Origin of the sequence: Empedobacter sp. GD03739, from assembly GCF_029843245.1 — a bacterium.
GTDB classification, from domain to species: domain Bacteria; phylum Bacteroidota; class Bacteroidia; order Flavobacteriales; family Weeksellaceae; genus Empedobacter; species Empedobacter falsenii_B.
The window spans coordinates 42,161-65,661 of the sequence record NZ_JAOCHX010000014.1 but is presented as its reverse complement, the minus strand read 5'-3'; the positions used below and the strand labels follow the sequence as shown (position 1 = coordinate 65,661).

At 31.1% G+C, this 23,501-nt stretch carries 24 protein-coding genes; 2 read left to right on the top strand and 22 right to left on the bottom strand.

Annotated features, from left to right (window positions below; genetic code table 11):
• Nucleotides 1-382 (bottom strand): hypothetical protein (locus tag N5E64_RS06540; RefSeq protein WP_280036515.1); only part of this gene is annotated, 382 nt, incomplete at its 3' end.
• A 174-nt stretch (nucleotides 383-556) separates the two neighbouring features.
• Between N5E64_RS06540 and N5E64_RS06535 the strand changes: the two genes are divergently transcribed.
• Entirely contained in the window at nucleotides 557-1,774 is a 1,218-nt protein-coding gene (locus tag N5E64_RS06535; RefSeq protein WP_125349814.1) for a LuxR C-terminal-related transcriptional regulator, read from the top strand.
• Between the two features lie 32 nt (nucleotides 1,775-1,806).
• Here the strand turns inward: N5E64_RS06535 and N5E64_RS06530 are convergent, their stop codons facing one another.
• Both N5E64_RS06530 and argS read right to left on the bottom strand, forming a co-directional pair.
• Nucleotides 1,807-2,277 (bottom strand): DUF1810 family protein, encoded by a 471-nt coding sequence (locus N5E64_RS06530; protein WP_125349813.1) that lies wholly within the window; start codon nucleotides 2,275-2,277, stop codon nucleotides 1,807-1,809.
• 63 nt (nucleotides 2,278-2,340) lie between these two features.
• Nucleotides 2,341-4,113 carry an arginine--tRNA ligase gene (argS, locus tag N5E64_RS06525; protein WP_221856844.1) on the bottom strand — a complete coding sequence of 591 codons (1,773 nt, stop codon included), beginning with the start codon at nucleotides 4,111-4,113 and terminating at the stop codon, nucleotides 2,341-2,343.
• A gap of 109 nt (nucleotides 4,114-4,222) precedes the next feature.
• Between argS and N5E64_RS06520 the strand changes: the two genes are divergently transcribed.
• Nucleotides 4,223-5,578 carry a DEAD/DEAH box helicase gene (locus tag N5E64_RS06520; protein ID WP_115001019.1) on the top strand — a complete coding sequence of 452 codons (1,356 nt, stop codon included), beginning with the start codon at nucleotides 4,223-4,225 and terminating at the stop codon, nucleotides 5,576-5,578.
• 28 nt (nucleotides 5,579-5,606) lie between these two features.
• Here the strand turns inward: N5E64_RS06520 and msrA are convergent, their stop codons facing one another.
• The 19 genes from msrA to N5E64_RS06425 form a co-directional block, all read right to left on the bottom strand.
• A complete protein-coding gene (gene msrA, locus N5E64_RS06515; RefSeq protein ID WP_280036506.1) occupies nucleotides 5,607-6,140 on the bottom strand; it encodes a peptide-methionine (S)-S-oxide reductase MsrA in 534 nt (177 codons plus the stop codon).
• A gap of 459 nt (nucleotides 6,141-6,599) precedes the next feature.
• Nucleotides 6,600-7,187 carry a hypothetical protein gene (locus N5E64_RS06510; protein ID WP_280036505.1) on the bottom strand — a complete coding sequence of 196 codons (588 nt, stop codon included), beginning with the start codon at nucleotides 7,185-7,187 and terminating at the stop codon, nucleotides 6,600-6,602.
• A complete protein-coding gene (locus N5E64_RS06505) occupies nucleotides 7,171-7,761 on the bottom strand; it encodes a glycoside hydrolase family 19 protein (protein WP_280036503.1) in 591 nt (196 codons plus the stop codon). Before N5E64_RS06505 ends, N5E64_RS06510 begins: the two co-directional genes overlap by 17 nt.
• Nucleotide 7,762: 1 nt before the next feature.
• Nucleotides 7,763-8,338, bottom strand: coding sequence for a hypothetical protein (locus tag N5E64_RS06500; RefSeq protein WP_280036500.1), 576 nt, complete (start codon nucleotides 8,336-8,338; stop codon nucleotides 7,763-7,765).
• A gap of 145 nt (nucleotides 8,339-8,483) precedes the next feature.
• A complete protein-coding gene (locus N5E64_RS06495; protein WP_280036498.1) occupies nucleotides 8,484-9,881 on the bottom strand; it encodes a hypothetical protein in 1,398 nt (465 codons plus the stop codon).
• On the bottom strand, nucleotides 9,881-10,918 hold the full coding sequence (locus N5E64_RS06490; protein ID WP_280036497.1) for a hypothetical protein: 1,038 nt from the start codon (nucleotides 10,916-10,918) through the stop codon (nucleotides 9,881-9,883). The genes N5E64_RS06495 and N5E64_RS06490 overlap by 1 nt, the downstream gene beginning before the upstream one ends.
• Nucleotides 10,906-11,118 (bottom strand): hypothetical protein, encoded by a 213-nt coding sequence (locus tag N5E64_RS06485; protein ID WP_280036496.1) that lies wholly within the window; start codon nucleotides 11,116-11,118, stop codon nucleotides 10,906-10,908. The genes N5E64_RS06490 and N5E64_RS06485 overlap by 13 nt, the downstream gene beginning before the upstream one ends.
• A 2-nt stretch (nucleotides 11,119-11,120) precedes the next feature.
• Nucleotides 11,121-12,731, bottom strand: a complete 1,611-nt coding sequence (locus tag N5E64_RS06480) for a hypothetical protein (protein ID WP_280036494.1) — start codon at nucleotides 12,729-12,731, stop codon at nucleotides 11,121-11,123.
• Entirely contained in the window at nucleotides 12,731-15,193 is a 2,463-nt protein-coding gene (locus N5E64_RS06475; protein WP_280036491.1) for a phage tail protein, read from the bottom strand. The genes N5E64_RS06480 and N5E64_RS06475 overlap by 1 nt, the downstream gene beginning before the upstream one ends.
• The gene (locus N5E64_RS06470; RefSeq protein ID WP_280036490.1) at nucleotides 15,178-15,816 is read right to left on the bottom strand and encodes a hypothetical protein; all 639 of its coding nucleotides are present in this window, start codon (nucleotides 15,814-15,816) and stop codon (nucleotides 15,178-15,180) included. Before N5E64_RS06470 ends, N5E64_RS06475 begins: the two co-directional genes overlap by 16 nt.
• The gene (locus tag N5E64_RS06465; protein ID WP_280036488.1) at nucleotides 15,813-16,352 is read right to left on the bottom strand and encodes a hypothetical protein; all 540 of its coding nucleotides are present in this window, start codon (nucleotides 16,350-16,352) and stop codon (nucleotides 15,813-15,815) included. The genes N5E64_RS06470 and N5E64_RS06465 overlap by 4 nt, the downstream gene beginning before the upstream one ends.
• A complete protein-coding gene (locus N5E64_RS06460; protein WP_280036487.1) occupies nucleotides 16,327-20,577 on the bottom strand; it encodes a tape measure protein in 4,251 nt (1,416 codons plus the stop codon). Before N5E64_RS06460 ends, N5E64_RS06465 begins: the two co-directional genes overlap by 26 nt.
• Nucleotides 20,577-20,798, bottom strand: a complete 222-nt coding sequence (locus N5E64_RS06455) for a hypothetical protein (protein ID WP_280036484.1) — start codon at nucleotides 20,796-20,798, stop codon at nucleotides 20,577-20,579. The genes N5E64_RS06460 and N5E64_RS06455 overlap by 1 nt, the downstream gene beginning before the upstream one ends.
• 5 nt (nucleotides 20,799-20,803) lie before the next feature.
• Complete coding sequence (locus N5E64_RS06450) at nucleotides 20,804-21,319, bottom strand: hypothetical protein (RefSeq protein ID WP_280036482.1); 516 nt, start codon at nucleotides 21,317-21,319, stop codon at nucleotides 20,804-20,806.
• A gap of 146 nt (nucleotides 21,320-21,465) precedes the next feature.
• Nucleotides 21,466-21,987, bottom strand: a complete 522-nt coding sequence (locus N5E64_RS06445) for a hypothetical protein (RefSeq protein WP_280036480.1) — start codon at nucleotides 21,985-21,987, stop codon at nucleotides 21,466-21,468.
• Nucleotides 21,988-22,012: 25 nt separating this feature from the next.
• Nucleotides 22,013-22,414, bottom strand: coding sequence for a hypothetical protein (locus N5E64_RS06440; protein WP_280036477.1), 402 nt, complete (start codon nucleotides 22,412-22,414; stop codon nucleotides 22,013-22,015).
• A 5-nt stretch (nucleotides 22,415-22,419) separates the two neighbouring features.
• Nucleotides 22,420-22,869 (bottom strand): hypothetical protein, encoded by a 450-nt coding sequence (locus N5E64_RS06435; protein WP_280036474.1) that lies wholly within the window; start codon nucleotides 22,867-22,869, stop codon nucleotides 22,420-22,422.
• Nucleotides 22,860-23,192, bottom strand: coding sequence for a hypothetical protein (locus tag N5E64_RS06430; protein WP_280036472.1), 333 nt, complete (start codon nucleotides 23,190-23,192; stop codon nucleotides 22,860-22,862). Before N5E64_RS06430 ends, N5E64_RS06435 begins: the two co-directional genes overlap by 10 nt.
• Nucleotides 23,180-23,500, bottom strand: a complete 321-nt coding sequence (locus N5E64_RS06425; protein WP_280036470.1) for a DUF6706 family protein — start codon at nucleotides 23,498-23,500, stop codon at nucleotides 23,180-23,182. Before N5E64_RS06425 ends, N5E64_RS06430 begins: the two co-directional genes overlap by 13 nt.
• Between the last annotated feature and the right edge of the window lies 1 nt (nucleotide 23,501).

Here is a 23,501-nt window from a genome sequence, read left to right as displayed (position 1 = left end):
TTTTCTTTTTTGTAGAGTTCTTAACTAAAGAGATATAATACGTCTTATAGTTTTTCTTAATTGGAGCTTCTTTTTCTATTTCTTCTGCAATATTTTTAAAGAAACTTGTTCTATTTTCAGAATTTTTGACCACAATACGCTTTATATTTTTCCCTTCAGTTTCAACCTCAATATTCAACGTATATGGTTCAATTTTTACTGAATTGTACATTACTTTTTGGTTTCCAAAATTATCTTCAATAGATGTAGAAGAAACCTTATAAAAATCCTCTAACTCATTTACACGATTTCCAATAAATTGTTTTAAATTTTTGTAATCCAAATTTTGAGAGAAACCTAAACTACACAACAGTAGTAATAAAGTAGATAAAATAATCTTCATTTTTAATAAATAATTAGCTATTAACACCAGATTTATGTGCTAAATAAATTCTTTGCAAATTTTAGGATTCAGTACTTAAATTCCTATTTTTGCAGGAGTAGTTATGAGGTAGTTTAACGATTACTACCTACAGGTAGTTGAATTACTTTACTAAATATCAGTTATATAATAAAAATGAACAACAAAATACTTTTTATCTTCTTTACATTATTTTTTACCCAGGTAGGGATAGGAAATACAATAAATTCCGAAATTCTAAAGAAAGAAATCTCATATTATAATGAAATCGGTTCATTTGATAAATCAATTATCAAATTAGATAGTATTATACATTCTAAAAACGTAACGAATTACGATTTATATAATTTGTATTTGTTAAAATATCTTACGTATAAAACATTATTAAATTATCCAGAAGCAGAAGAAAATTTAAACGTTGCTGAAAAATATGGTTTAAAGAGTTCGAAATATAAAGTCGAAGTTGAGACAAGAGTTTTAATTGAACGAATCTTCATCCAATTTGATTATTTAAAATATGATAAGGTTAAGGAATTGCTTCAAAAAGTAAATAAATCTAATTTAAAATATTTGGATGCAGAAACTTATGGCTTTTATATTTCTGTTTTAGGCACAATGAATAGTTTAAATAAAAATTATATTCAGGCAGAAAAAGATTATTTGGAAGGTATAGAAATTTTGAAGCAAAAATCTCCCAAACATTTACCTAATATTTATAGAAAGCTTTTACACTTATATACAGAAACAAAGGACAATAAGAAGGCTTTAGAAGCTTTTAACAAAGGTTTGTATTATGCAAAACATTATAGTATAAAACTTTATATTTTGAATATGTATGAATCTCTTACTTGGTATTATGCACAGAATGAAGATTGGGAAAAAGCATACAAAACAAGATTAATTGTAAATGATCTTGCAACTGATTATGATGCAATTAATCAAAGTGGAAAATTACAAAATTTAGAACGAGAAATTATTAATAAACGAAATGATTTAGAAGTTCGAAATCAAAAAAATATCCGATTATTTCTAGTTATTATTTCTACAATTCTAATCATATTATTAATTGTTCTTTATAAATTCTACAAGATAAACATCGAAAAAAGAAAACTTGTTGAAAATGAAAATGAACGGATGAGAAATAAACTTTCTGATTTGATTAATCATTCGAATAACGCAAATCAAGTTGAAAAGAAAATCATTTTAAGTGATTATAATCTTTCGGAAAGACAACTGGATATCATCGAATTAGTGAAGAAAGGATTTACAAATAAAGAAATTGCAACTGAACTCTATATTTCTGAGAATACCGTGAAATATCATTTAAAGGTTATTTACAATACTTTGGGAATAGAAAGTCGTAATTCGTTGTAAATAAAAAATCTCGAGCAAATGCTCGAGATTTTTTATTTATTCATTTGTTTCAATATACTTAATGTTTTTTTATCGACTTGATCTGCATAAAAAAACTTCAAAACATCTTTGATAATTTTTTCTTTCGGAACTATAAAGTTGAATAATGTCAAACTTGATTTCAGTTTCATTGCATCATTTTTTCCGAAAATTAATTGCGGAATTACGCCTTTATGTCGCATTAATAATACAGATAAAACTTCTAAATAATTTCCCCAAAGTTCTTCATCTTTTACAAAAGCTCTCGCCTCTTCTTTTGAAGAAATTGAAAATTCTAATGACGAATCACTAGAACCTAAACCAACTAATTGAGGAAACATAAAAACAATCCAATTCGTTTGCTTTTTTCCTGCATGAACTTCCATCAAAATTTCATCGTACACAAAACTTTGCGCATCGTGAAATCGTTTCAAATTAAATTTATCGTGGGGATCTTTTTGTTTCAGTAAATCTCCTATTTTCATATTGTAAAGTTAAAAAAATACCTCACCAAATTGATGAGGCATTTTATTTATTTTATAAGTCGATTACATTCTTTCAGGAACACCAATTCCTAATAAACGTAACGAATTCTGAATTGTATTTGCAACCCATTGAGAAAGATATAAACGGAAGTTTTTCACATTTTCATCTTCATTTTTCAAGATTGGATTGTTTTGGTAGAATGAATTAAATAATTTCACCAACTCATATACGTAATTAGCAATCAAAGCTGGGCTCATTTCTGTCGCCGCTTTTTCTATTGTATCTTCGAAATCGTATAGTGCACGAATAATTTCTTTTTCAGCATCATTCAATTCTATTGCATTTGCATCAAATTCTTTTGGAGATTCTTTTCTCAATAAAGACTGAATACGCGCAAAAGTATATTGAATAAATGGTCCTGTATTTCCATTAAAATCTACAGATTCTTTCGGATCGAATAAAATACGTTTCTTAGGATCTACTTTCAAAATGTAATATTTCAAAGCACCCATAGCAATTGTTTCGTACAATTCAGCTTTCTCATCATCAGACATTCCGTCTAATTTTCCTAATTCTTCAGAAATCTCTTTTGCAGTATTGTAAACTTCTTGCATCAAATCATCAGCATCTACAACTGTTCCTTCACGAGATTTCATTTTTCCGTTTGGTAAATCAACCATTCCGTAAGACAAGTGATGTAAAGCATCAGCCCAAGAATAACCTAATTTTTTCAAGATTAAGAATAAAACTTTGAAGTGATAATCTTGCTCATTACCTACAACATACGTCAATTCTTCTAACGTCGGATTATTTTTGAAACGCTCTACAGCTGTTCCCAAATCTTGCGTGATATAAACTGAAGTTCCGTCCGAACGTAAAACTAATTTTTCGTCCAAACCTTCTGCTGTCAAATCAATCCAAACAGAACCATCTTCTCTTTTGTAGAAAACACCTTTGTTTAAACCATCTTCAACAATATCTTTTCCTAAAATGTAGGTATTCGATTCGTATAAATATTCGTCAAAAGCAACACCAAGACGTTTGTACGTTTTTGCAAAACCATCATACACCCAACCGTTCATTTTTTGCCAAAGCTCAATAACTTTTGGTTCATGTGCCTCCCATTGACGCAACATTTCTTGTGCTTCTAAGAAAATTGGCGCTTCTTTTTTCGCTTCGTCTTCCGTTTTTCCTTGTGCTTCTAATTCTTTGATTTCTTGACGATAATGTTTGTCAAATTCTACATAATATTTTCCAACCAAATGGTCGCCTTTCATATTTGCAGATTCTGGCGTTTCACCATTTCCAAATTTTTCCCAAGCGATCATCGATTTACAAATGTGAATCCCACGATCGTTAATAATTTGTGTTTTAATCACATTATTTCCTGCTGCTTCAATGATTTGAGAAACTGAAAATCCTAACAAATTATTACGAACATGTCCTAAATGCAAAGGTTTGTTCGTATTTGGCGATGAATATTCTACCATTACTGTTTTCGAATTTTCATCAACTTTCGTAATTCCAAAAGTTGAATTTTGAGCATTTTGAGTAAAATTTTCTAAAAATTCTACTGAGCTTAAACTCATATTCAAGAAACCTTTTACAACATTAAACGCTGTAATTTTATTATTTTCAACCAAATTTTCACCGATTTTAGTACCGATTTCTTCTGGTTTACCTTTCAAAGTTCTGATTAATGGGAAAACAACCAATGTATAATCACCTTCAAACTCTTTCCTTGTAAACTGAATTTCAACAGATTCAGGGTTAATTTGATAAACGTTTTGAATCGCTTCTAAAACATTCTGTGTGATGTATTGTTTTAAACTCATTTTATTCCTTTTTACTTAATCGAAATGCAAAAGTACGAAGTTTCAACGAATTTGAACGGATTGCACATTGAGTTTTTAAGAAGTCATCAAGAAAACTTATCTTTGCAAAATGAAAGCTACATTCGCGGATTTCGAATTAACAAAACAATTGAGTTCGGCTTTAGAAAAGTTGAATATCACAACCCCTACTCCAATTCAAGAAAAATCATTCAAACCGATTCTTTCTGGACGAGATATAATGGGAATTGCCCAAACAGGTACAGGTAAAACATTGGCTTACTTATTACCTTTATTGAATACATATCAATACTCTAAAACGAATCAACCAAAGATTGTTATTTTGGTTCCGACACGCGAATTAGTTGTTCAGGTTACCGATATTTTAGAGCAATTAACAGAGTTTATCAATGTTCGTGTTTTAGGAATTTATGGTGGTGTAAACATCAATACTCAAAAATTATTGGTGTATGAAGGCGTTGATATTTTGGTTGGAACACCAGGTCGTGTTTTAGATTTGGCGATAGACAATGTATTATCATTCAAAGAAATGAAGAAATTAGTGGTTGACGAATTTGACGAAATGTTGAGTTTAGGTTTTCGTCCGCAACTGATTCATTTATTTACAATGATGAGCGAAAAACGTCAAAACATTTTATTTTCTGCTACGATGACAGATCAAGTAGATGATATGTTACACGAATATTTCAAAAATCCTATTGAAATTTCCTTAGCTCGTTCAGGAACACCATTAGAAAAAATCACTCAATTGGCTATTCCAGTTGAGAATTTCAATACAAAATTGAATTTAATTGTTCATCAATTAGGAGACAAAGCAAAATTTGAGAAAGTTTTAATTTTCGCAAACAATAAAAAACATGCTGATTTAATCTTTAATCATTTAGATGAAATTTATCCAGATGAATTTGGAGTAATTCATTCTAACAAATCTCAAAATTATCGTTTGAGAACAATGGAAGCCTTTACCAGAGATGAATACCGAGGAATTATCACGACAGATATTATGGCTCGTGGTTTGGATATTCCTGATGTTACGCATGTTATCAATTTCGAAATTCCAGAAATTCCAGAACAATATATTCACCGAATTGGGCGTACAGGACGTGCGGATAAAAAAGGAGAAGCGATTTCTTATTTTTCTGAAAAGGAAATTGAACGTTTAGATGCTATTGAAGCATTGATGGATAAAGAGATTAACGAACTTCCTTTTCCTGAAGAGGACGTAAAAATAAATCCTGTAAAACGTGAATTTGAGAAAGATGTTGTAAAAATGAAACAACTTACAACTGTAAAAATTGAAGAACGTGGTGCAGCATTTCACGAGAAAAAAGATAAAAATAAAAAGGTGAATTTAGGTGGTCCTACAAAACGTAAACCACCAAAATCTAAACCTAAAAACCGTGGTCAGCAAAAACAAAAAGCGAAAGCACGTAAAAAAGGAAAATAAAATGAAAGCGACCAATTGGTCGCTTTTCTTATTTTAAAATCTGTTTGAATTTAGATTTAAATTTTGCAATTTTTGGTCCAACAACTGCCGAACAATATGGCTGATCTGGATTTTCATTGTAATAACCTTGATGATAATCTTCGGCTGGCCAAAATTTATCTAAAGGCTCTATTGTTGTAACGAATTTATCTTCATACAAAGTTCCGTTATCAAACTCTTTTAACGATTCTTCCGCTTGCTTTTTTTGTTCTTCTGATGTGTAAAAAATACTCGAACGATATTGTGTACCGACATCGTTTCCTTGTCTATTTAACTGCGTTGGATTATGAATATTCCAAAAAATTTCTAATAATTCTTTGTACGAAATCACTTCATTGTCAAAAGTAATTTCAACAACTTCCGCGTGATTTGTATCTGTATCACAAACCTGACGATAAGTAGGATTTTCTACATTTCCTCCAGCAAATCCAGAGATAGCTTGTTCTACTCCATTTATCGAATTAAAAATTCCTTCCACACACCAAAAACAACCAGCTCCTAAAACTGCTACTTCAACCCCCATAAATAAAGACTTTTAAATTAATTATAATTTTATATAGATTTATTTGCACAAATTTTGCAAATTTTTGTGTTTATTTTCAAACACAAAACGTTCAGAAATCTCTTTCCAAACGTTAATCAAATATACAATAAATAAGTTATTATACCTTTCTTTTTTGCCTAATTAATGAAGTTACAACTCCAAGAATTAAAACAGTGTCTTCATCATCCAATTGAATTGCATTTTTATATTTTGGATTCAAAGGGAAAAATTTCTTGTTAATTGCATCGAGTCGCACTGATCAAATAAGAATGTCTAAAATTAGATATTAAGCAAGATTGATTTAGATATACTTTTTCGCTTAAACAGAGGTTTGTAGAAATTTAAGCAATATTTTATGTCTAATAAGCAACATCTAAAATTCATCTAAAATCAAATAGTTGTCAAATAAAAAAAGTGATCACTTAGATCACTTTAAATTTATTTACTTTTAAAATTAGGCAAACCAAACTTCCATAAGAGTATCAGGATAACTACAACCGCAGTTGTTATAATAATTGTTGTGTTAAATGAAGGTCCGAAACTTTTATTTTGTTTATTCTTATTAATTTTCGATTTTGATTCGTCTACTTTGTTTTGATTTACTTCGTTTTTCCGAATATCTGAGTTTTCTTTAAGAGTTTCATCTACTTTTTTATTAGTTGCAGAGTCTTTCTTACTTGTTTCGGTTTTCTGATTAACAGATCCTTTACCTTTAGCTATAAATCCATTTTCAGTAAACTGAAATTCAAAAAAATCATCATTAGATAATCCATTAAAAGAAATATCTAACTTCTGCTTAAAATCGCTCCATTGACTTTGAAATGAATTATCAATCTTATTCAGTTTATCAATTTTCGTTACCGAATCAAACTTATTCAGTTGGAGTTCTTCCTTTGAAAAACTTTCCTTGTGCTTTTCTACAACTGATTTTGAAGTTCTACAACCGTAAGCAGAAATAAGCAGTAACAATGCAATAAACATTGTTATTGTTGAAATTACATTTCGATGATTAAAACCACTTTTCATAGCGCAAAGTTCTATTTATTCTATCCTGTAATCCATTAGTCCCTCCATTGACCTTTTTGGTCAAATTTAAAACGTCCGTGATATTCCAAAGGTTGTTAGTGTCGAAGAAAAATATAGCACTCTCGATGTAATATTTTTTCCATACTAAATCAGGATCAAGCATAATTTCATTTGACTTACAAAGTCCTTTTTCAACCAGCCAATTTTCGAATGCTTTATAATTGCTTCTTCCTGTTAATTGAATTGCTCCACGTCCTCTAAAGTAATATCCATCGTTCGCATTTTTATTTCCCATACGACTTCCGTAAACTCTATTACCAATTTCAATAGGCTTACCAGTGTATCTATTTACATTTGTCAGATTAAAATATTTAGGAAACACTTGAAGTAAGCGACTTGCAGAATAGTTTAAGTTTTCTTCTTTCAAAGTCAAGTCAGCACTTTCATGACAAACTTGCCCAAAGAATTGAGCAGGATGTTTAATCTTGAAAACTTCAACTATTTTTTTTGCTGTGGCAGGTCCAAACTTTCCGTCTGCAACCAATCCGTATTGTTTTTGAAAATCAACTAACATGTTACTCTTCTTTTTTTAATATTTCTAAAAATGATTTTATATTTCCGTCTCGCTCGTAGTTGTAAAGTTTTTCAATTAGAAACTCTGGAGGGAATTTTCCGTTGGTTAAAATGAAACTATTACGCAAAATCTTAGCTAAAGGAAACATTAATGTTAATATTTGAACTGATGAAGTAAAAGCAATAGATAGAAAACCTTCTGGGATTGAATTATTAACTCTATCTAGTGAAAAATACACGCCTGAAACAACAACGATTGTTATAAGAGTTGATTTAGCAAATTCTCCTATATCAAGAGTCTTTAACTTAGCATGAGTACATATTCCAAAAACAGCGTTTACAAAAAGAACACCATATAAACCATACAAAAAGGCTTCATGCTCGTTATGCCAATTAAATGCAGAATTAACTATAAAAACTATTGGAGCTAACTTGAAAAAACTCTCAATAAAAAAACCGATTCTATCCTTTTCAGTAAGTTTAATTTTTGTTGTAAAAAGAAGAATAATAGGCGTGAAAAATAAAGTTAAATAGATTAACCATTTTTTTACTTTAGAATAAAAATTACTTTGATTCATTATTACATTGTTAAATAAAGCGCTAATAATGTTTTGTAAAACTAAATCAACGAAGTGGGGTTTTTGTAATTAATTGTTGAAAGATAATACTTAGTTACTGCTCAGTTGTAGAGCGTTGCTCTAATTTGAATTGATTTGTCATTTTTTAAAAATTAATGTTTTGTGTTTTAACTACCTTACCATTTTCAATATAATAAAGTATATAATTTACTGTTGGTCTTGGTGGCGGATACTCTCCGAAAGCATTTGCAATCGTTCCAATTTGCAAGCCGTACCAACCATTTGGAATGTTTGCTGTTCTTGAATCGTTCATCGTCTTATATCCAATCAAATTCTCGTATTGAGAATTATCGGGGTGAGTTCCATTTTGATACTCAAATGACGTATAATTATTGTTGAAATACCAACGGTAAAAACCATCTTCTCCAATTTGTCCATGATACCTAAAATCTTCAAGTACTAATGAATTAAGAAACGATTGAGCGCTTGCAACATTTAAAGTACTACTACTTTGATTTATATTAATCATAGGTGTATTTGTCCAACTTTCTGGAATGTATGCAACATTTACTAAACCTCTGTTTGGGTCTAATTTAAACAATAAATACCCATCTTTGTGGTAGAAGTTAAAAATAGGACTTCCATCTACTAAACCTCTTTCAGAAGCTAAATTTCCATTTGAATGAAATGTTCTCTCGGTCCCATCATCAAGCATCACCCAATTTGCCTTATCTCTATTTTGAGCAGTACCTCCAGCCCATAACCTAACCGATTTTGAACCAGCTTCATTTAGTCCCGATATACCTGCATTAGATTGAGTTTCTGAACCAACCATTAAAACACCCGTGCCAATTACATTACCATTGATTGTTGTGTCTAAAAATGATGTAATTTCATTAATACGAGTAATAGTATCATCTAAATAATCTGTTGTTAATTTTAACGCGGTTTCTAACGCATTAACCAAATCAACTAATTTCAATCTATAATTAGCTATATAACCATTCAATACAGTTTCCTCTGCTTCACTAAAACTATTTTGTGTAATAATAGCAGTAATATAATTTACAAGTATATTATACTCTGCAACATAATCAACATAAGCTGTATGCAATGTACTTTGGTATGTTCCAATTTTAGGATTGCTATAAAGGGAATTATAATTAGCATTTAATTGTTGATGTTGAGTTATTAGCTCATCCATATAACGCTTTAAAGCAACAATGGCACTACCGTCTTTTACTTTAGCAATAGAAATAGTCGCTTCAAAACTTTCTCCGTCAATACTCGTAACTACTACTTTATATACGTTGGTTGTTTCAACTTGATTGTTCGCTATGATGAAAGTCTGATTTGTACCCACAATACTTGTGCCCGCGTTGATATACCACTTGTAATTCAAAGCTGTGAAACCTTGTGGAACAGCTTTAAGTGTGATATTAGCAGGTACAGGTCCTTGAAAGAGATTTGCTGTGCTTTGAATTTGCACAGCTTTTATTTTCTCTTTTATTTTTACTGAACGTTTTCCACGAACTACTCCCATTACGCTTCAGTTGCTTCAAATAGCACGTCAATTTCTCCACCTGCCGATTCTACTTCTGCATAAGTAACCGTATAACTTACTCCCGTTGATTTTGCACCAACTAAAGTCCCATCTGTTTTTATTTTTTGATAACTAAAAGTCCAAGTACCAGGCGCTGGAGTTGTTGTACCATGCAAAACGATTTTAGGCGTATATTTTACAGAACCACCAACATCTAAATCACTTTCAGAACCCGTTATATTGTACTGTAAATCTAATGCATCTGTTTCATCTCGAACAGAGATTATAGCTGATTTAATAAATTGACCATTCTCTTTAATATCGACCATAAACGTATCATAAGTATCTACATCTTTTTTCGTTAAAGAAAGCGTTTTAGCTGTTTTACCAACCAAGGTTTCTCGATTATCAGCAATAGTATCGTTCGATAAATCTCTTACTGAATCTAATGTCATTCTAAACCATTGATACGTTAAGCCAGTAGATACTATAACACCTCCTTTTTCCAAAACTGCTTCTAAATTAACTGTCGGAAAATCACTTGTCACAGTTGCACCACGACCATCTTTGTCAACGATATAAGCCGAATAAGTATTTGCGCTGACATTTTCTCTAATAACGGAAATAAAACAATTTATTTTTGTAGTATAACCTCCCGTATAAACATCTGCTGAAAATTCAATTGAAGAAGTTGTTGTTATACCATTCATAATATCTGCTTTAATTTTTAAAGCAGGGACTTGATTTGAACCGATATTATAGACTGTTTTTTCAAATTTAGTATCTGAATCAGAAATAACCGCTCCGTTGAATTTCCAAACAACATTTGTAATTGAAGCATTTGCGACAGGTGTATTACTTAATGATGTTAAAATCTGCGCATAAACAATTCTATTGTTAGCTACATCTGCCCAAGAGCCTATAACTTGATTATCTTGATATTTTGCAACTAAAGGCTTATTAGCAATTAAAGATGCTGATAAGGTATCTCCTTTTTTTGTTACACGAATTGTGCGTCTACCTCTTACTGTGTCCATTTCTCTATTTGTTTTAAAGCGTTATTTGTATTAAGTATTTCGTACTGATTTTCTTCAAGTTTCTGATTATTATTTTGTTCCCAAATTGTTAGAATATCACTTTTGAAAATTACTTTTTCATCTCCTTTTCTGTAAAAATGACTTTCGGATATAATTCCTAAATCAATTGCTAATTGCTCGTTTATTATTATGTAATTCATTGTTATATTTTTAATGTTAAATCTTCTCTTAATTCGTAATCTAATTCTTTATTTTCAGCGTTTAAAGCCACTATATCAGCCATTGAAATATTCACTTTAAAACCTTTGTACTTAAAAGTTCCATTTGTTTGTTTAATCCACCCTACCGAAAAGTATTTTTCTGGATTTTGCATAACACCATCATTTGTTTTGATAATCATTTCGGCTTCGACTGAACTTGCTGATGCATCAATTCCACCTTGCGTTATTAATACTTCTTCTTTGTATTCTGGAAATTTTTTGATTAACAAGAAATCAGATTTATACGTTTTGGCAGGTTTAGTTGCTGGTCGATAGTTTTCTGGCAATTTAGTTTCAGATTTGTATTGAGCAGTTTTTTGAGCAACTAAATTATTCAAATCTTGTTTTGCAGGTGACCAATTAGTTGATACGCCTCCTATCTCATATTTAACATCCCAAATGTAAAGGTCAACACTTTCACTTACTGTCAAGGTGCGTAATTGTATTTGAAGAATTCCTGTACCATTACCTACAACCCCTTCCCATTTTATATATTCTTCTTTATTAGCTTCAATATCTATAGTTCCACCAATATTAGAATTTAATTTAACAGGTTTAGTCAAAGTCTTAATTTTAACAGAAAGAGATACTATTTCTCCTTGTTTTGGTGCATCAATAGATGTTAATGCTTTTATTAAAGCACTTCCTCCTTCAGACTTAATATGCGTTACTTTTTTTGAATTGTAATCAACAATTTGAGTAGTTATTTGCGAACCTTGGTAACCTGTAAATGAAGGAGTTTGTGAGTTATTTCTCAAATTCTCACCCTCGCTTTGATACAATCCCCTCCACTCAACAACTTGCGGGTCTACATCTACTTTTTGTTTAACTAATTGATTCACGTATTCCGAACAATCAGCTACTTCAACACGAATAACATCTCCTGTTTTAGAAATTTGCGAACTTGGAATGAAAAGTCTTTCAGTTTTAGAACCTACATAACCATTAGCATCTGTAATCTCTGTGTTACCTTTGTACCAATAATAAGCAGCTGGTAATTGTTCTATACCACGAAATAATCTCGCTTGCGTTAATAAACCATCTTGATTTTTATTAACAAACAAAGTACCTCCAACAAGCATTGTAGCTTCAAGTGTTACAGGAGTTTGAGCAATTGGTAAGGTAACTAAATCAAAATTTTCTTGAAAATTCACCACACGCTTAGAAATTGGTTCTAAATACTTTGCTGTAAAAATTATCGTTACAGGCTCTAAATCTGAGATGTTTTTATAAATTGATAATTGCCCTTTTTGTGCATTTTTACCAATTTTAAAATCTGAATCGCTTTCTAAAATATCTTTAAAAACACCATTTTCTGAGATTTTCCAACTGACAGAATTCAAGTCTGAATTTACATTTCCGTTTTTTAAATTATGTGGGTCTGTTACGCCACACTCTACCATTATAACTAATGGGTCGATACGTCTATCTGGCTCAAACGTCATTGTATCGGCATTGTAGTTCTGACGCTCAGAACCGCTTAAAACCCTAAGACTTTTAGTTGCGTTTAAGGGTTTGTAGTTTAGTTTTATATTTGTAGTTCCTGTTTTCATTATATTGTTATTTTACCATCAATTGTTTTATTCCCCTCTAATAATGCAGTGCATATAAAAGTATGTCCGTATTCAAAAATATCACTTGTGAAATCAGCAGGAGTTAATACTAAATCTTTTGTTATTTTACCTATTTTCCAAATTTCATCAGCGTCTTGTGCTTCTTGGCTTAATCCGCTTTCTCTCGTCCATTGCCAACTTATAACTTCATCTGTAACGTCTTTGAAATACCTATCAACAGAAACTATTAATGTTGTATTTAAATCGTCAATGTCAAGTAAATCGCCTTTTGTTGATGTTATGTAGAGATTTAATGAATCGTCTCCAAAAATTTCTTCTATTCTATCATCAATCTGATTTAAAGCAGGTGAATCTGACGTGAAGGTTATCTTGCCGCTAATCTCCCCTGTATCAAGGTCAAAATAAGTACCTCCACCACTCGATTCAATTCTACCCGTTTTTATAAATCTTCCTGAGACTGTTGTAAATCCATACATCAATGAGATTTCACGCGCCTTTACATCTTCCGAATAAGTGTTTATAATTCCGATTAAGAAATAATAAAAATTCCCTTGATCAACTACGTACTGCGTTTCCGTTATTTCAATTACACCTATATTATTTGACTTGTTGCATTTTGCGTACAAATAATAAGGCTTGTTCGACTCTAAATCCTTCTGACCTCCTTGAATTTGCCAATCAACTATTTTATCAGAAATAGTAAAATGAACAAGTTTACATGTAGACCATCTTATTTTATTTGGATTCCCTTCAAAATTAGGTTCGAAAAATGAATCGATAAGGTTAAATTGCATTGACTTAGCACCGACTTGCAGGTGAGTTGTTTCAATTGAATTTGGTTTAATTTTATCCGTATAATAATCACCTTCAACATCAAAAACCATATTCAAAACCTCCTGAGCATCTTTCCAATTACGGCGAGCTTTCGCAGGATCATTTAGATTATTTAGTTTTATAATGTTTTTAATCGTATTGATTTCTCCTGGAATAGTCCCACTTAAAAAGTTTGTAACTTTTGAATCTGAAAGCGTTAATTTATAATCAAATGGATTTTTTAAATCTCTTTCAATTGATTTAATTCTGATATAGCGATTAATATCAAAATCTTCATCAATAACTTTGATAAAATCACCAATTGAAAAGAATTGCGTTACAGTATCATTTAAAATTCTTTGAAGATGTAACGTATCAACATCAAGCAAATATTGAATGTTTGGTTCAAGCTTATCCGATAAATATTCATCAGCTTTTTCAAACAATTCAGCTTCTGCGTTATCGATATATGTTTGTGGCATTTGAATATCTAAAATAACATACTCATCGCCAATGCCAATTCTGAACGCATCACTATCTTTTGAAGGAAATTCATAGCTATTTTCATCAGCAAATTTGATAATATGAAATTCTTTTGTTTCGTGATTGTAATCGTGAATTTCGAATTCGTAACCAGCTAAATCACCTGTATTAAAATGAATCTTTGCATTAATTCCGTTTAGTAAATATTTAGTTCCGTTTTCATCTTTCTCTTTTAAATTAAAATCCATTGATGAATCAGAAAATTTGTAAACCGAATCCGAATTTATAGAAGTTACTTTTCCTTTACGTCTTGGATAAATATCATCAAAGATTTTAGTTGATTCGTAAATTCCATATTTAGCGACCGCTTGCGTATTTTCAATGTAAGAATTTGGTTTATTCTTATCTTTTAAGACTAAACGATTAGCACGGTAATCAGTTCCTAAGTTTTTATCTGAACCATAAACTTTTAAACGAGTAACAATATCGCTTGCGTCAACTTTTTCACGAGTTAAATTGTATAAACCTTTTTGAAAACCTACTTTAAACTCTAAAGAAATCTCTTCTCCAACCTGTTTAAAGTTTAGAATATTAACTCCGTTATTATCTGTTTTAATGATAAAATCAGTATCGTATTCATCGCATAACATTTGCAAGGCAGCTAAACAGTTTTCTTCTTCTGAAAATGTAATTGTTTTCGTTTCTGTTTCAGTTGGAATTTCGCCTAAAATCCACTTACCAGGAAAAACACGATTGATATTTTCAATTAAAATAGTTGCGAATAATTCTAGATCAGCAGTTAATGTTTCGCCATAAATAGCAGATCCTGTTGTGTCAATATTTACATCATAAGAAGCACGACGCAAATCAAACATTACTCCTTCAAATGTTATTGAATATTGAAAATCATTCGAACTATTTTTAAAGTAACGCGGGATTTGATTTAACGTATATTTTTGACCTAAATAATAAAAAGAATCACCAATTGTAAAATTGATAAATTCACGGCTTGAAAGTTCAACATTAATAACGTCATTACTTCTTAATTCAGTTGATTGGATGATTGAAGTAATAAAACTTCCTTTGTTTTTATCCTCAAGTAAATACTCCGAGTTATTTGCGCGTTTAACTAAAATCTGTTCCATAGAATAGTTGCATTTGAATTAAACGTTGTGATTGAATCTAAATCACCTAAAATCATAGGAAAATAAATCTCATTATTAGTGTATCTATGAGAATAGATTTCTTTATTAGGAGAAGTATATTCTTCGATTCCGTCTCCCCAATTAATTACTAAAACCTTTTTCGACTTTAAAGTAATTGTTGTTATTCTTTCAGTTGACTGAAGTATACGCTTAACAGGCATATTTTCAATTAACTTTAATTTGAAAGTACCAACCGCATTAGAATCGTCATATATCAATTTATTTTCTGCTGTGTCTTGTCTGAAAACTTGATATTCCATTCTTAAGTCACCTGCAATTACAGATAATCTACGAGATCCTTTTTGATCTAAAGCATTGAAAAAATTATTATACTTTTCAATACATTCTTTTAATGAATTAGCGGGAATAAAGCAATCAATCGTAATCGTTTTTGAATTATGATATCTAGATTGCAAATCGATATCATATCCGTGTTCATCACTCCAATCCTTCTTTTGATTTTCTTTTATAGAAGCTTTATCAAATAAGTTTGAAGAATCTGAAACATAAACATTGTAATTTTTAAAGGGTATTTGATCAAGTAAATAAATTACAGGAATCATCCGTACGTTTTTGAGTTTTTATATGAGATTTTTACATAACTATCATCGTTACTTTTATAAATAACTTTAGCACCTTTATAGCAATTCACTCGAACGTTAGCCTTATCGCTCGCTTCGATTTCTAACTGAACATTGTCGAAAATATCAATCATCACAAACGCGCTATCTCGAACAACTAATCGAGCTTTCGAGTTGTCGCGTAAATACATCTGAGTAACTGAAAATTCATCAGCTAAGTAGTTTAATCTTGAATCACCAAGACAAATAATATCTCTGTTATTATGTAAATCAATCGAATCATCAAGAAAAATTCCTTTATGTTCCATTTTACCTTTTAAATTTCTACGCATAAAATCGTTTGATAGAAATTCAGATGAAAAAGAAAAATCAATTCCTTTGATATACATATCAAGTAACTCATCCAAAGTTTGGGCGTTATCCATTTTAACCGCCCATTCTTCGCATATCTCGTTTTGTTTAGCTCTTTTAAGAGCTTCTATTTTTATATTATTAAAATCCATATGCTCGTCCTGCATTATCTATTCTGTTAATTAATTTTTCTAAAAGTGGTAAAACACTTCTCGTGTTGTAGTCTATGTTGGCCAATCTATCCAAACTATTTAGGAGTATTTTGTTCGAATCAATATTAATGGTTACAAGTTCCTTTTGAAGAATACGAATAGCGTTAAATTGACCTAAAAGAGCGTTACCTGTTTCTTCCGACATTCCTTTTATTGCTCCAGCCATTGCTGTCTCGTTTGGATCTTCCAAATCCTTAAACAAGTCAGAATATTGCTCTAATGCTCCTTGAAAGTTTTGAGAAATCTCTTCTATCTTATCTCTAAATTCTTGCTGTTCCTCTGGAGATAATCCGTCCCAACCTTTCTCATCAACTCCCATATCTTTTTCAAGTTGATCTAATGCCTTTTGAAGTTCTTCCTCAATATATCTCTTTTTAAGTTGATTTAAGACTGCGTTTTTAAGAACATCGTTCGCAACCTTTTCGAAAGATTTTGCTGCATCTTCTCCCTTACCGAATGCCTCGGCTAACGCGTCGCCCAAAGTTGATGCTAATTCTTTTGCAGATGTTTGTAAAATATCATTTGCAATATTCTCTTGTATTTCTATGATTTGTCTATCAATATCAGCAATCGCGTCTTCCCATTCATTGATTTTATTTCTATCAGTTTTCTTTTTCTTTTCTTCATTTTTGATCATTTGCTCCATTAAAACCTTTTGCTCTTCAAGATTTTTAATCTGATCTTTCTGCATAGAATATTCTTTTCCTCCTAATGCTCTTTCGATAGAAAAACTTAACTCATCATAGGCTCTTTTTAATTCTTTAACAGCCTCTTGTTGTTTCTTGATTCTTTTTTCTAAACGTTTATCTTTAGAACCTCCGATAATTTTAGCAACCTCAACAACGACTTGTGCAATACCCGCAACCATTTGCGCCCAATCACCCTTAAAGTATCCTTGAATAGCATTTTCTACACCGTTCACAATATTTTGAACAGATTGTATAGTTTGTTTTGCAGAATCATCTAACTTACCCCCAAATGCTTCCACAGCATCAGTAGTCATGTCCATGATTTCTTTAGTAGCTTCAAATACAGAATTAACTCCTGACATAAACTCATCTAAAGCTTCAAGTTTATCATCGTCTGTAGTTGCGTTCCAGAAATCATTCCATCCTTCTTGTATTGCTTTAAAAGGATTTTTTTTAGATATTTCGTCTTTTGCTTTTTGAAGTTGATCAAGGATAATCTTAATATCTTCAGCGGACATTTCTAAACCAATTTCAGGATTGTCAAGTTGTGATTCTATTTCTTTGATTAACTTATCTAAAGACTTAACCGACATTTTATCTAAATCACCTAATAGCTTTACAAATGATTCTGAGCTTTTCATTTGCTCTAAAGCGATTTTAGATAATGCTTTTTTCTTTTCCTGAAGAAGTTGTTCTTCTAATTTCTTATCGTTATTTAGTTTAGCAACTGAAATTTTATTATCAAAATCAAGAGTTATATCAGATTTTTTTTGTTCGAACGACTTAAATTCTAATAATAACTTATTGTAATTGTCATCGTTGGTAGGAAGATCTTTTGAATCTTCTGCGAATTTTACACCTCGCTTCCAAATTGAATCATTTATAACTGTTTTTTCAGCTTCCGTTTTTGCATTTTTAAGCGATTCTGTTAAGATTAGAATATCATTATTATATTCATTTGTAAGTTTTTGCAGTTGAGAGTAACCACCACCTAAAGAAGCGACTAAATCTTTGCCCACTTTGTCTAATTGCTCGAGCAACTCTAATTGAGTTTTATCAATAAATTCAATCTTAGGTGCTGTAAGTTCATTTGTATTTGAACTTAATTCATTTTTAACATCATCAATGATTTTTAATTTCTCAACAACTGAATCAACATTGTCAAGCTGTTTATCAAGATTATTCTTAAAAATTTCAACTTCACTATGATTAATTAATTTTAATAACTCATCATTTACGAATGAAAGTTTTTTTCTTGCAATCTCTGATATTTCAGCTGTTTTTGAGAGTTCTTTTTGTTGAGTACGCAAATACTCTTCATAAGTCTTTCCTTTACTTGACAATTGAGCTTGTAAAATTGCTTTCTCTGTTGCAAATGAAATATCATTAGCATCTAATATTTTTAAATACCTTTCATATTGTTCTTGAATAGCAGAAATCTGTTTTTTGTAAATTTCTACCGGATCATCTGCTTTTTTAGGCGTAGCAGGTTTAATGGATTTTGGCTTAGCAACCTTTGTAGATGTAACGCCCCATGCTTTTAAAGCATTATCAGCTTCGTTGATTTCATTTGTTAGCTTATTCCATTCTTCTTTATTTCTTGGATCTTTTGGATCGAGTTTATCTCTTTTGCTTGTTGCATCGGATTTTTTAGTATCCCAATATGATTTATTTTTTATTTCAGGAACAGCAGAATTAATCTGTCCATTAATAGCAATAAGTTGCTTCTGTGCTTCATTTAATTGAAAATTTAATCTTGAAACATCCCAGCTAAGAAAAGCATTTGAAACTTGATTCGCTAAATTATTTGTATCATTTTGTTTAATATTAACTTCTTGAATTGTAGAAATTTGCTTTTCAGTTGTTGAAATAATGTTTTCCCAATATACTCTTTTTTGTTCTAAAGTCATATTAGCAAATTTCATTTCTCTATCAATCTGATTAACAGTTGTAAGTTGCTGGTTATATTGATTATTTAATACATCTAATTTATTATAAAGACCGTCTAACGCAAGACCACCTTGACCATTTGCTTTATTTGCATTATCAATTTGAGATTTGATTGATTTAATTTGACCTTCAATATCTGATAGCTTCTGTTTTTGCAAATCAAGCCCTTTTACGTCATTCGCTTCGTTTACGAGTTTTTTAATCTCGTTAATATCCATAGCCTGAATTTGCTCAAGGCTTAATTTTTCAAATCCTTTAAGTTTAAGTAATTGCAATGCTTTATAAGCTTCAATTTGCTGATAAACTGTTGCTGTTTCGTCTTTTAAAATACTTATATATTCCTCAGCTTTTTGTTTAGTTTCATCAAGTTTAGATTTAACTTCTTCCTGCGTTTTATTATAGGATTCTTGCGCTTTTTCAGCAGCAGATGTATGATCTGCTAAAAAATAATAAGCTGAACCTAATGCTACAACAGCGGTAATAACAATTGCATACGGATTTGCCATCATAGCGGCATTTAATGCTGTTTGAGCTGCTGTAAGTTTAAGAGTTGAAACATATCTTAAAGCTTGCATAGCTGTAACTCTACCTTCTGCAGCTCCAATTGCTAAAGTTGTAGTTAATCTTGCTTTTTCAATAACATTTAAAACAATTAAAACTGCTTTGTAAGTTCCGTATGTAGCGACTAACACAGCTATTGTTTTACCAATTGCTTCATAATTCTCAACTACACTCGAAGCACCGCTAATAACACTTGTTACAAACCCTTGCGAATCTTTACCGATTTCGTTAAACATAACATCGACAGCGTCTTTTAGCTGTTCGATTTGTCCTGCAACAGATTTTGATTGAGCTTCCATTAAGCCACCGAACATCGAACCACTCGCTGTAAGATTTTCAATTACTTTTTGTACCTCTGGAAAACCTACTTTACCAGCTTCAACTAATCCTTTTACCTCGTTTTTAGAAACTCCTAAAATTTTTGCAAGCTCGTCCATCATCGGAATACCACGACCTAAGAATTGATTTAAATCTTGAGTGTATAATCGACCTTGCGTCATTGTTGTTCCGTACAAATAAGCAATATCTTTCAAAGGAATGCCAACTCCTGAAGCGATATCTCCAAGTTTTCGCATTGTATCTAAAGCAGTATCGGCACTTTCTCCATAAGCTAAGAGCATTTTAGTAGCTTCTGAAGTGGACTGCAATCCAAAAGGAGTTGTTGCTGCAAATGTTACAATTTCTTGCATTAAAGAATCTGCTTTCTCCTTGCTACCTAGCATAGTTGTAAAAGCAATTTCCAACTGCTCAAATTCTCCTCTAACTTTTACAAGTTGAGAAACAAATTGAGTTGCATAATCAACTGTTAAAAAAGCCGCTACTCCTTTTGCAAGTGTATTAACTACTCCTGTAGTTTGAGTAAATTGATTTTGAACGTGTGTATTAAAACTTTCAAAATCTTGCTTTGTCTGTCTTAGTATTTGTTGCACTTGTTTATTATCAAGTGTAATCGTGTACCCTATTCCGTTATTTATATCCATTAGCTTTGAAACATTTTAAGAATGTCATCTGCATTCTGTTCTGTTATTTTTACTGCTTTTTTTGTTTGGGTATTTTTATTTTCGTCATCATCGTAATCGTAAGAAGGTAAATCTGCCATCAAACGAATTACTTTTGACCAGGGGATTTGGTTTTCTAAATAATCAAGTGTCCAACTGAAATGCGCACAAATAGAAGCCCTTGTTCCGTAAGTACTTTTCATTCCTTTTACTCTACTTCGTTCGGACTTATCGTCATCTTTATCGATGCTAATCGAGTAGAGTGCATAAAATTTGCGAGATCTTGTGATTTAAGAATCTCATTTAAGACTTCAAATAGTTTTGCTGGTGTAAGAGAATTGTAAAGAATGTTTGAAACTCTTTTAAACTCTGATTTTGAATAATCAACGCCAAGAACTGCAACCGTAACTATGTTTGACATTAGTTTTGCGTTTTTATATGCAATAAGTTTTGTTTGATTAAAAATTTCAAGCTCGTTATTCAATTTACCTTCATCAAAAAATAATTCGATTTGATATTGGCAAAGTCGGTCCAAAGTCGATAATGTACAAGGTTTGATTTCGAACTTTTCTTTTACTTTTTGAACCTCAGTTTTTTCATATGGAATTAATCCAAAAAAGAACTTTTTTTGAATAATTACTTTCTTGTTATACTCAACTTCAAACTCGTAAGGCGTTTCAATCAAAGTTTTGATTTCTTCTCTTTGTATATCTTTCTTATCCATGGATTTCGATTTATACAAAAATGGTGAATAAATGAGAATTTGATATTGTAAAATCGAGCGAGATAAGAGTGAGTTAAGAGGAAGAAATAAAAAAAACCACTCCTAATAAGAGTGGTTTTTTAGTTATAAAATATTAAATCAATTATTTATCCAGCAGGAACTAAATCTGAAACCTTACCTGCTAATACCGATTTCATTCCTGCTCCAGGCGATAAAGGTTTAGCTGTGAAATTTAGAGTTAATAAACCACTTTGATTCAAATCACCTGCAATAACAGCAGAAATTGCAGCCTTTGGAAATTTAAAATACAATCCTTGTTGCGGCTTAATAAATAAAGCTTTTTGAACTGATTTCTTTTTTCCGTCAAACTCCCATTCTTTTGACGTTACTCCAACTGTACCTCCTAAATAATCAGATAACATTTTAGGATCTGCGTTCATAATATTAAATGCAACAGTAATTGAACCAGGTTTTTCAATAATAACTTTTGGATCTGGATTACCTTCCTCAAAAATTTCAGTCTTATCCCCTTCTTCTTGAGTCAAAGATGCTGAATCTTCTAATACTTCACCAATTTTTGTCATTGTTGAAATTTCAGGCATTAAACCTGTTTCAAGTACATCTGCTACTAAAATTTCGGCATTACCGAACGTATATACATCTGCCATAATATCGTTTTTTAAAAATTAATAATTAGTTTGTTTTTTGATCGTAAATTCTCCATTGAATGCGAAGATTTACATAATGTTCTTTTCCGTTTTGTTCTTGGATTATTCCTAAGTCTGAAATATAAACTGACTTCCCTATGAATTGATGATCTTCAAATACTTTGCGAACAACTCTCGAAATCTCTTTTAATCGTCTTGAATTTTTGATTCCTAATTCTAAATCTGGAACATAAATATTAATATTTGATGTTGCTAATTGCGGCTTAAAAACAGTTGTTATTGTAATAGTATTCACGACAATGTCTTCGTTCAGTGAATTTATTGGACGACTATCATTATACAACTTACCTTTGATAGCAGATTTAATTTCATCAATATTTAAAGCTTTAAAAAGCAATTCGTTTGCATCGAAAATATCATACATCATTTTATTTACATTTTTGGATCTCGCATAAAATTTCTAAACATACTTAACGCATGTAGTTTTGCCTCATGTTCTGTTGCCGTCAAAACGTTGTAACCTTTAGATTCTACATATAAAGCGTAATTCATTCCAGCGGTTAAAACAAGTACAATTTTATTATTTCGTAAAGTTGAAGCTATTCTCTTTGCTGTTTCTGGACCTTCTTTAATACCTTCATGTCCTTTTTTATGAAGAGTATATGCTTCTTTGTAAACTTGACCATTCACAAAAAGGACATAACCAATAGATGATCTTAAGTTTCCTGTTTGATCCGTAAATTCTACGTTATTTTTAGCATGAGTTACAAATGCTTCTCCGAGGTATAAATAGCCCCTTATAGCTTTATCGAAAACTTGTTTCTCAATCTTCTTGTGATACTTATCTAAATCTTTACTCGAAAAATTCGGTCTTATACCCATAATCGATTGTGTAATAAACCTTCTGTAAACCTTAGTGCACTACCTTTAATTCTTATGTCCTTACCTTCTAAATCATTTGAAACGATGATAGTTTTTCCTAAATCAATCGGTAAAACAGATTTATCCAAATGAATAAGAGAATTAAACGCGATTGTAATTCCATCAGTTCCAGCTATCATTTTTCCGCTTGAATTAACTTGTTCACGACACATAGAAACGAATTTTATTCCGTTTTCATTCGGAATCATTTCGCCTGTTTCCTCATCGTAAATCAAAGAATTATCTTCAATAAATAAATAATGATTGTGTCCTATTGCCCCCATGGATCAATCGCTGTTACAGTTGGTTCGTTTTCATCTAATGGATTAGGTAATTCTAGCTTTGAAGCCAAACGACCTAACATCATTCGAATCGCATTCCAATTCCATTTAACCGTCATATCTCCTTCGGAAATACTTTCGTACATCGGAATCCAAGAACAAAAAGAATCATACAAAGCTTTTTCGCAGTCTTCCAAAATCAATTGTGCATCTGGATCTAAATTTGGATTTTCAGCAAATAAAATATTTACATCATTTTCATTAGCTCCAACTCTCGACATTACGCTTTGTATGTATTCTTTGTTTGTCATG

Excerpts from the sequence above, each read along its gene's own strand:
- N5E64_RS06445 (WP_280036480.1), bottom strand. The coding sequence starts at position 21,987 with ATGGCAGATGTATATACGTTCGGTAATGCCGAAATTTTAGTAGCAGAT.
- N5E64_RS06530 (WP_125349813.1), bottom strand. The coding sequence starts at position 2,277 with ATGAAAATAGGAGATTTACTGAAACAAAAAGATCCCCACGATAAATTT.
- argS (WP_221856844.1), bottom strand. The coding sequence starts at position 4,113 with ATGAGTTTAAAACAATACATCACACAGAATGTTTTAGAAGCGATTCAA.
- N5E64_RS06450 (WP_280036482.1), bottom strand. The coding sequence starts at position 21,319 with ATGGATAAGAAAGATATACAAAGAGAAGAAATCAAAACTTTGATTGAA.
- N5E64_RS06470 (WP_280036490.1), bottom strand. The coding sequence starts at position 15,816 with ATGATTCCTGTAATTTATTTACTTGATCAAATACCCTTTAAAAATTAC.
- N5E64_RS06475 (WP_280036491.1), bottom strand. The coding sequence starts at position 15,193 with ATGGAACAGATTTTAGTTAAACGCGCAAATAACTCGGAGTATTTACTT.
- N5E64_RS06455 (WP_280036484.1), bottom strand. The coding sequence starts at position 20,798 with ATGAAAAGTACTTACGGAACAAGGGCTTCTATTTGTGCGCATTTCAGT.
- N5E64_RS06425 (WP_280036470.1), bottom strand. The coding sequence starts at position 23,500 with ATGACAAACAAAGAATACATACAAAGCGTAATGTCGAGAGTTGGAGCT.
- N5E64_RS06535 (WP_125349814.1), top strand. The coding sequence starts at position 557 with ATGAACAACAAAATACTTTTTATCTTCTTTACATTATTTTTTACCCAG.
- N5E64_RS06480 (WP_280036494.1), bottom strand. The coding sequence starts at position 12,731 with ATGAAAACAGGAACTACAAATATAAAACTAAACTACAAACCCTTAAAC.
- N5E64_RS06430 (WP_280036472.1), bottom strand. The coding sequence starts at position 23,192 with ATGGGGGCAATAGGACACAATCATTATTTATTTATTGAAGATAATTCT.
- N5E64_RS06440 (WP_280036477.1), bottom strand. The coding sequence starts at position 22,414 with ATGATGTATGATATTTTCGATGCAAACGAATTGCTTTTTAAAGCTTTA.
- N5E64_RS06465 (WP_280036488.1), bottom strand. The coding sequence starts at position 16,352 with ATGCAGGACGAGCATATGGATTTTAATAATATAAAAATAGAAGCTCTT.
- N5E64_RS06485 (WP_280036496.1), bottom strand. The coding sequence starts at position 11,118 with ATGAATTACATAATAATAAACGAGCAATTAGCAATTGATTTAGGAATT.
- N5E64_RS06435 (WP_280036474.1), bottom strand. The coding sequence starts at position 22,869 with ATGGGTATAAGACCGAATTTTTCGAGTAAAGATTTAGATAAGTATCAC.
- N5E64_RS06520 (WP_115001019.1), top strand. The coding sequence starts at position 4,223 with ATGAAAGCTACATTCGCGGATTTCGAATTAACAAAACAATTGAGTTCG.
- N5E64_RS06495 (WP_280036498.1), bottom strand. The coding sequence starts at position 9,881 with ATGGGAGTAGTTCGTGGAAAACGTTCAGTAAAAATAAAAGAGAAAATA.
- N5E64_RS06505 (WP_280036503.1), bottom strand. The coding sequence starts at position 7,761 with ATGTTAGTTGATTTTCAAAAACAATACGGATTGGTTGCAGACGGAAAG.
- N5E64_RS06490 (WP_280036497.1), bottom strand. The coding sequence starts at position 10,918 with ATGGACACAGTAAGAGGTAGACGCACAATTCGTGTAACAAAAAAAGGA.
- N5E64_RS06460 (WP_280036487.1), bottom strand. The coding sequence starts at position 20,577 with ATGGATATAAATAACGGAATAGGGTACACGATTACACTTGATAATAAA.
- msrA (WP_280036506.1), bottom strand. The coding sequence starts at position 6,140 with ATGGGGGTTGAAGTAGCAGTTTTAGGAGCTGGTTGTTTTTGGTGTGTG.
- N5E64_RS06500 (WP_280036500.1), bottom strand. The coding sequence starts at position 8,338 with ATGAATCAAAGTAATTTTTATTCTAAAGTAAAAAAATGGTTAATCTAT.
- N5E64_RS06510 (WP_280036505.1), bottom strand. The coding sequence starts at position 7,187 with ATGAAAAGTGGTTTTAATCATCGAAATGTAATTTCAACAATAACAATG.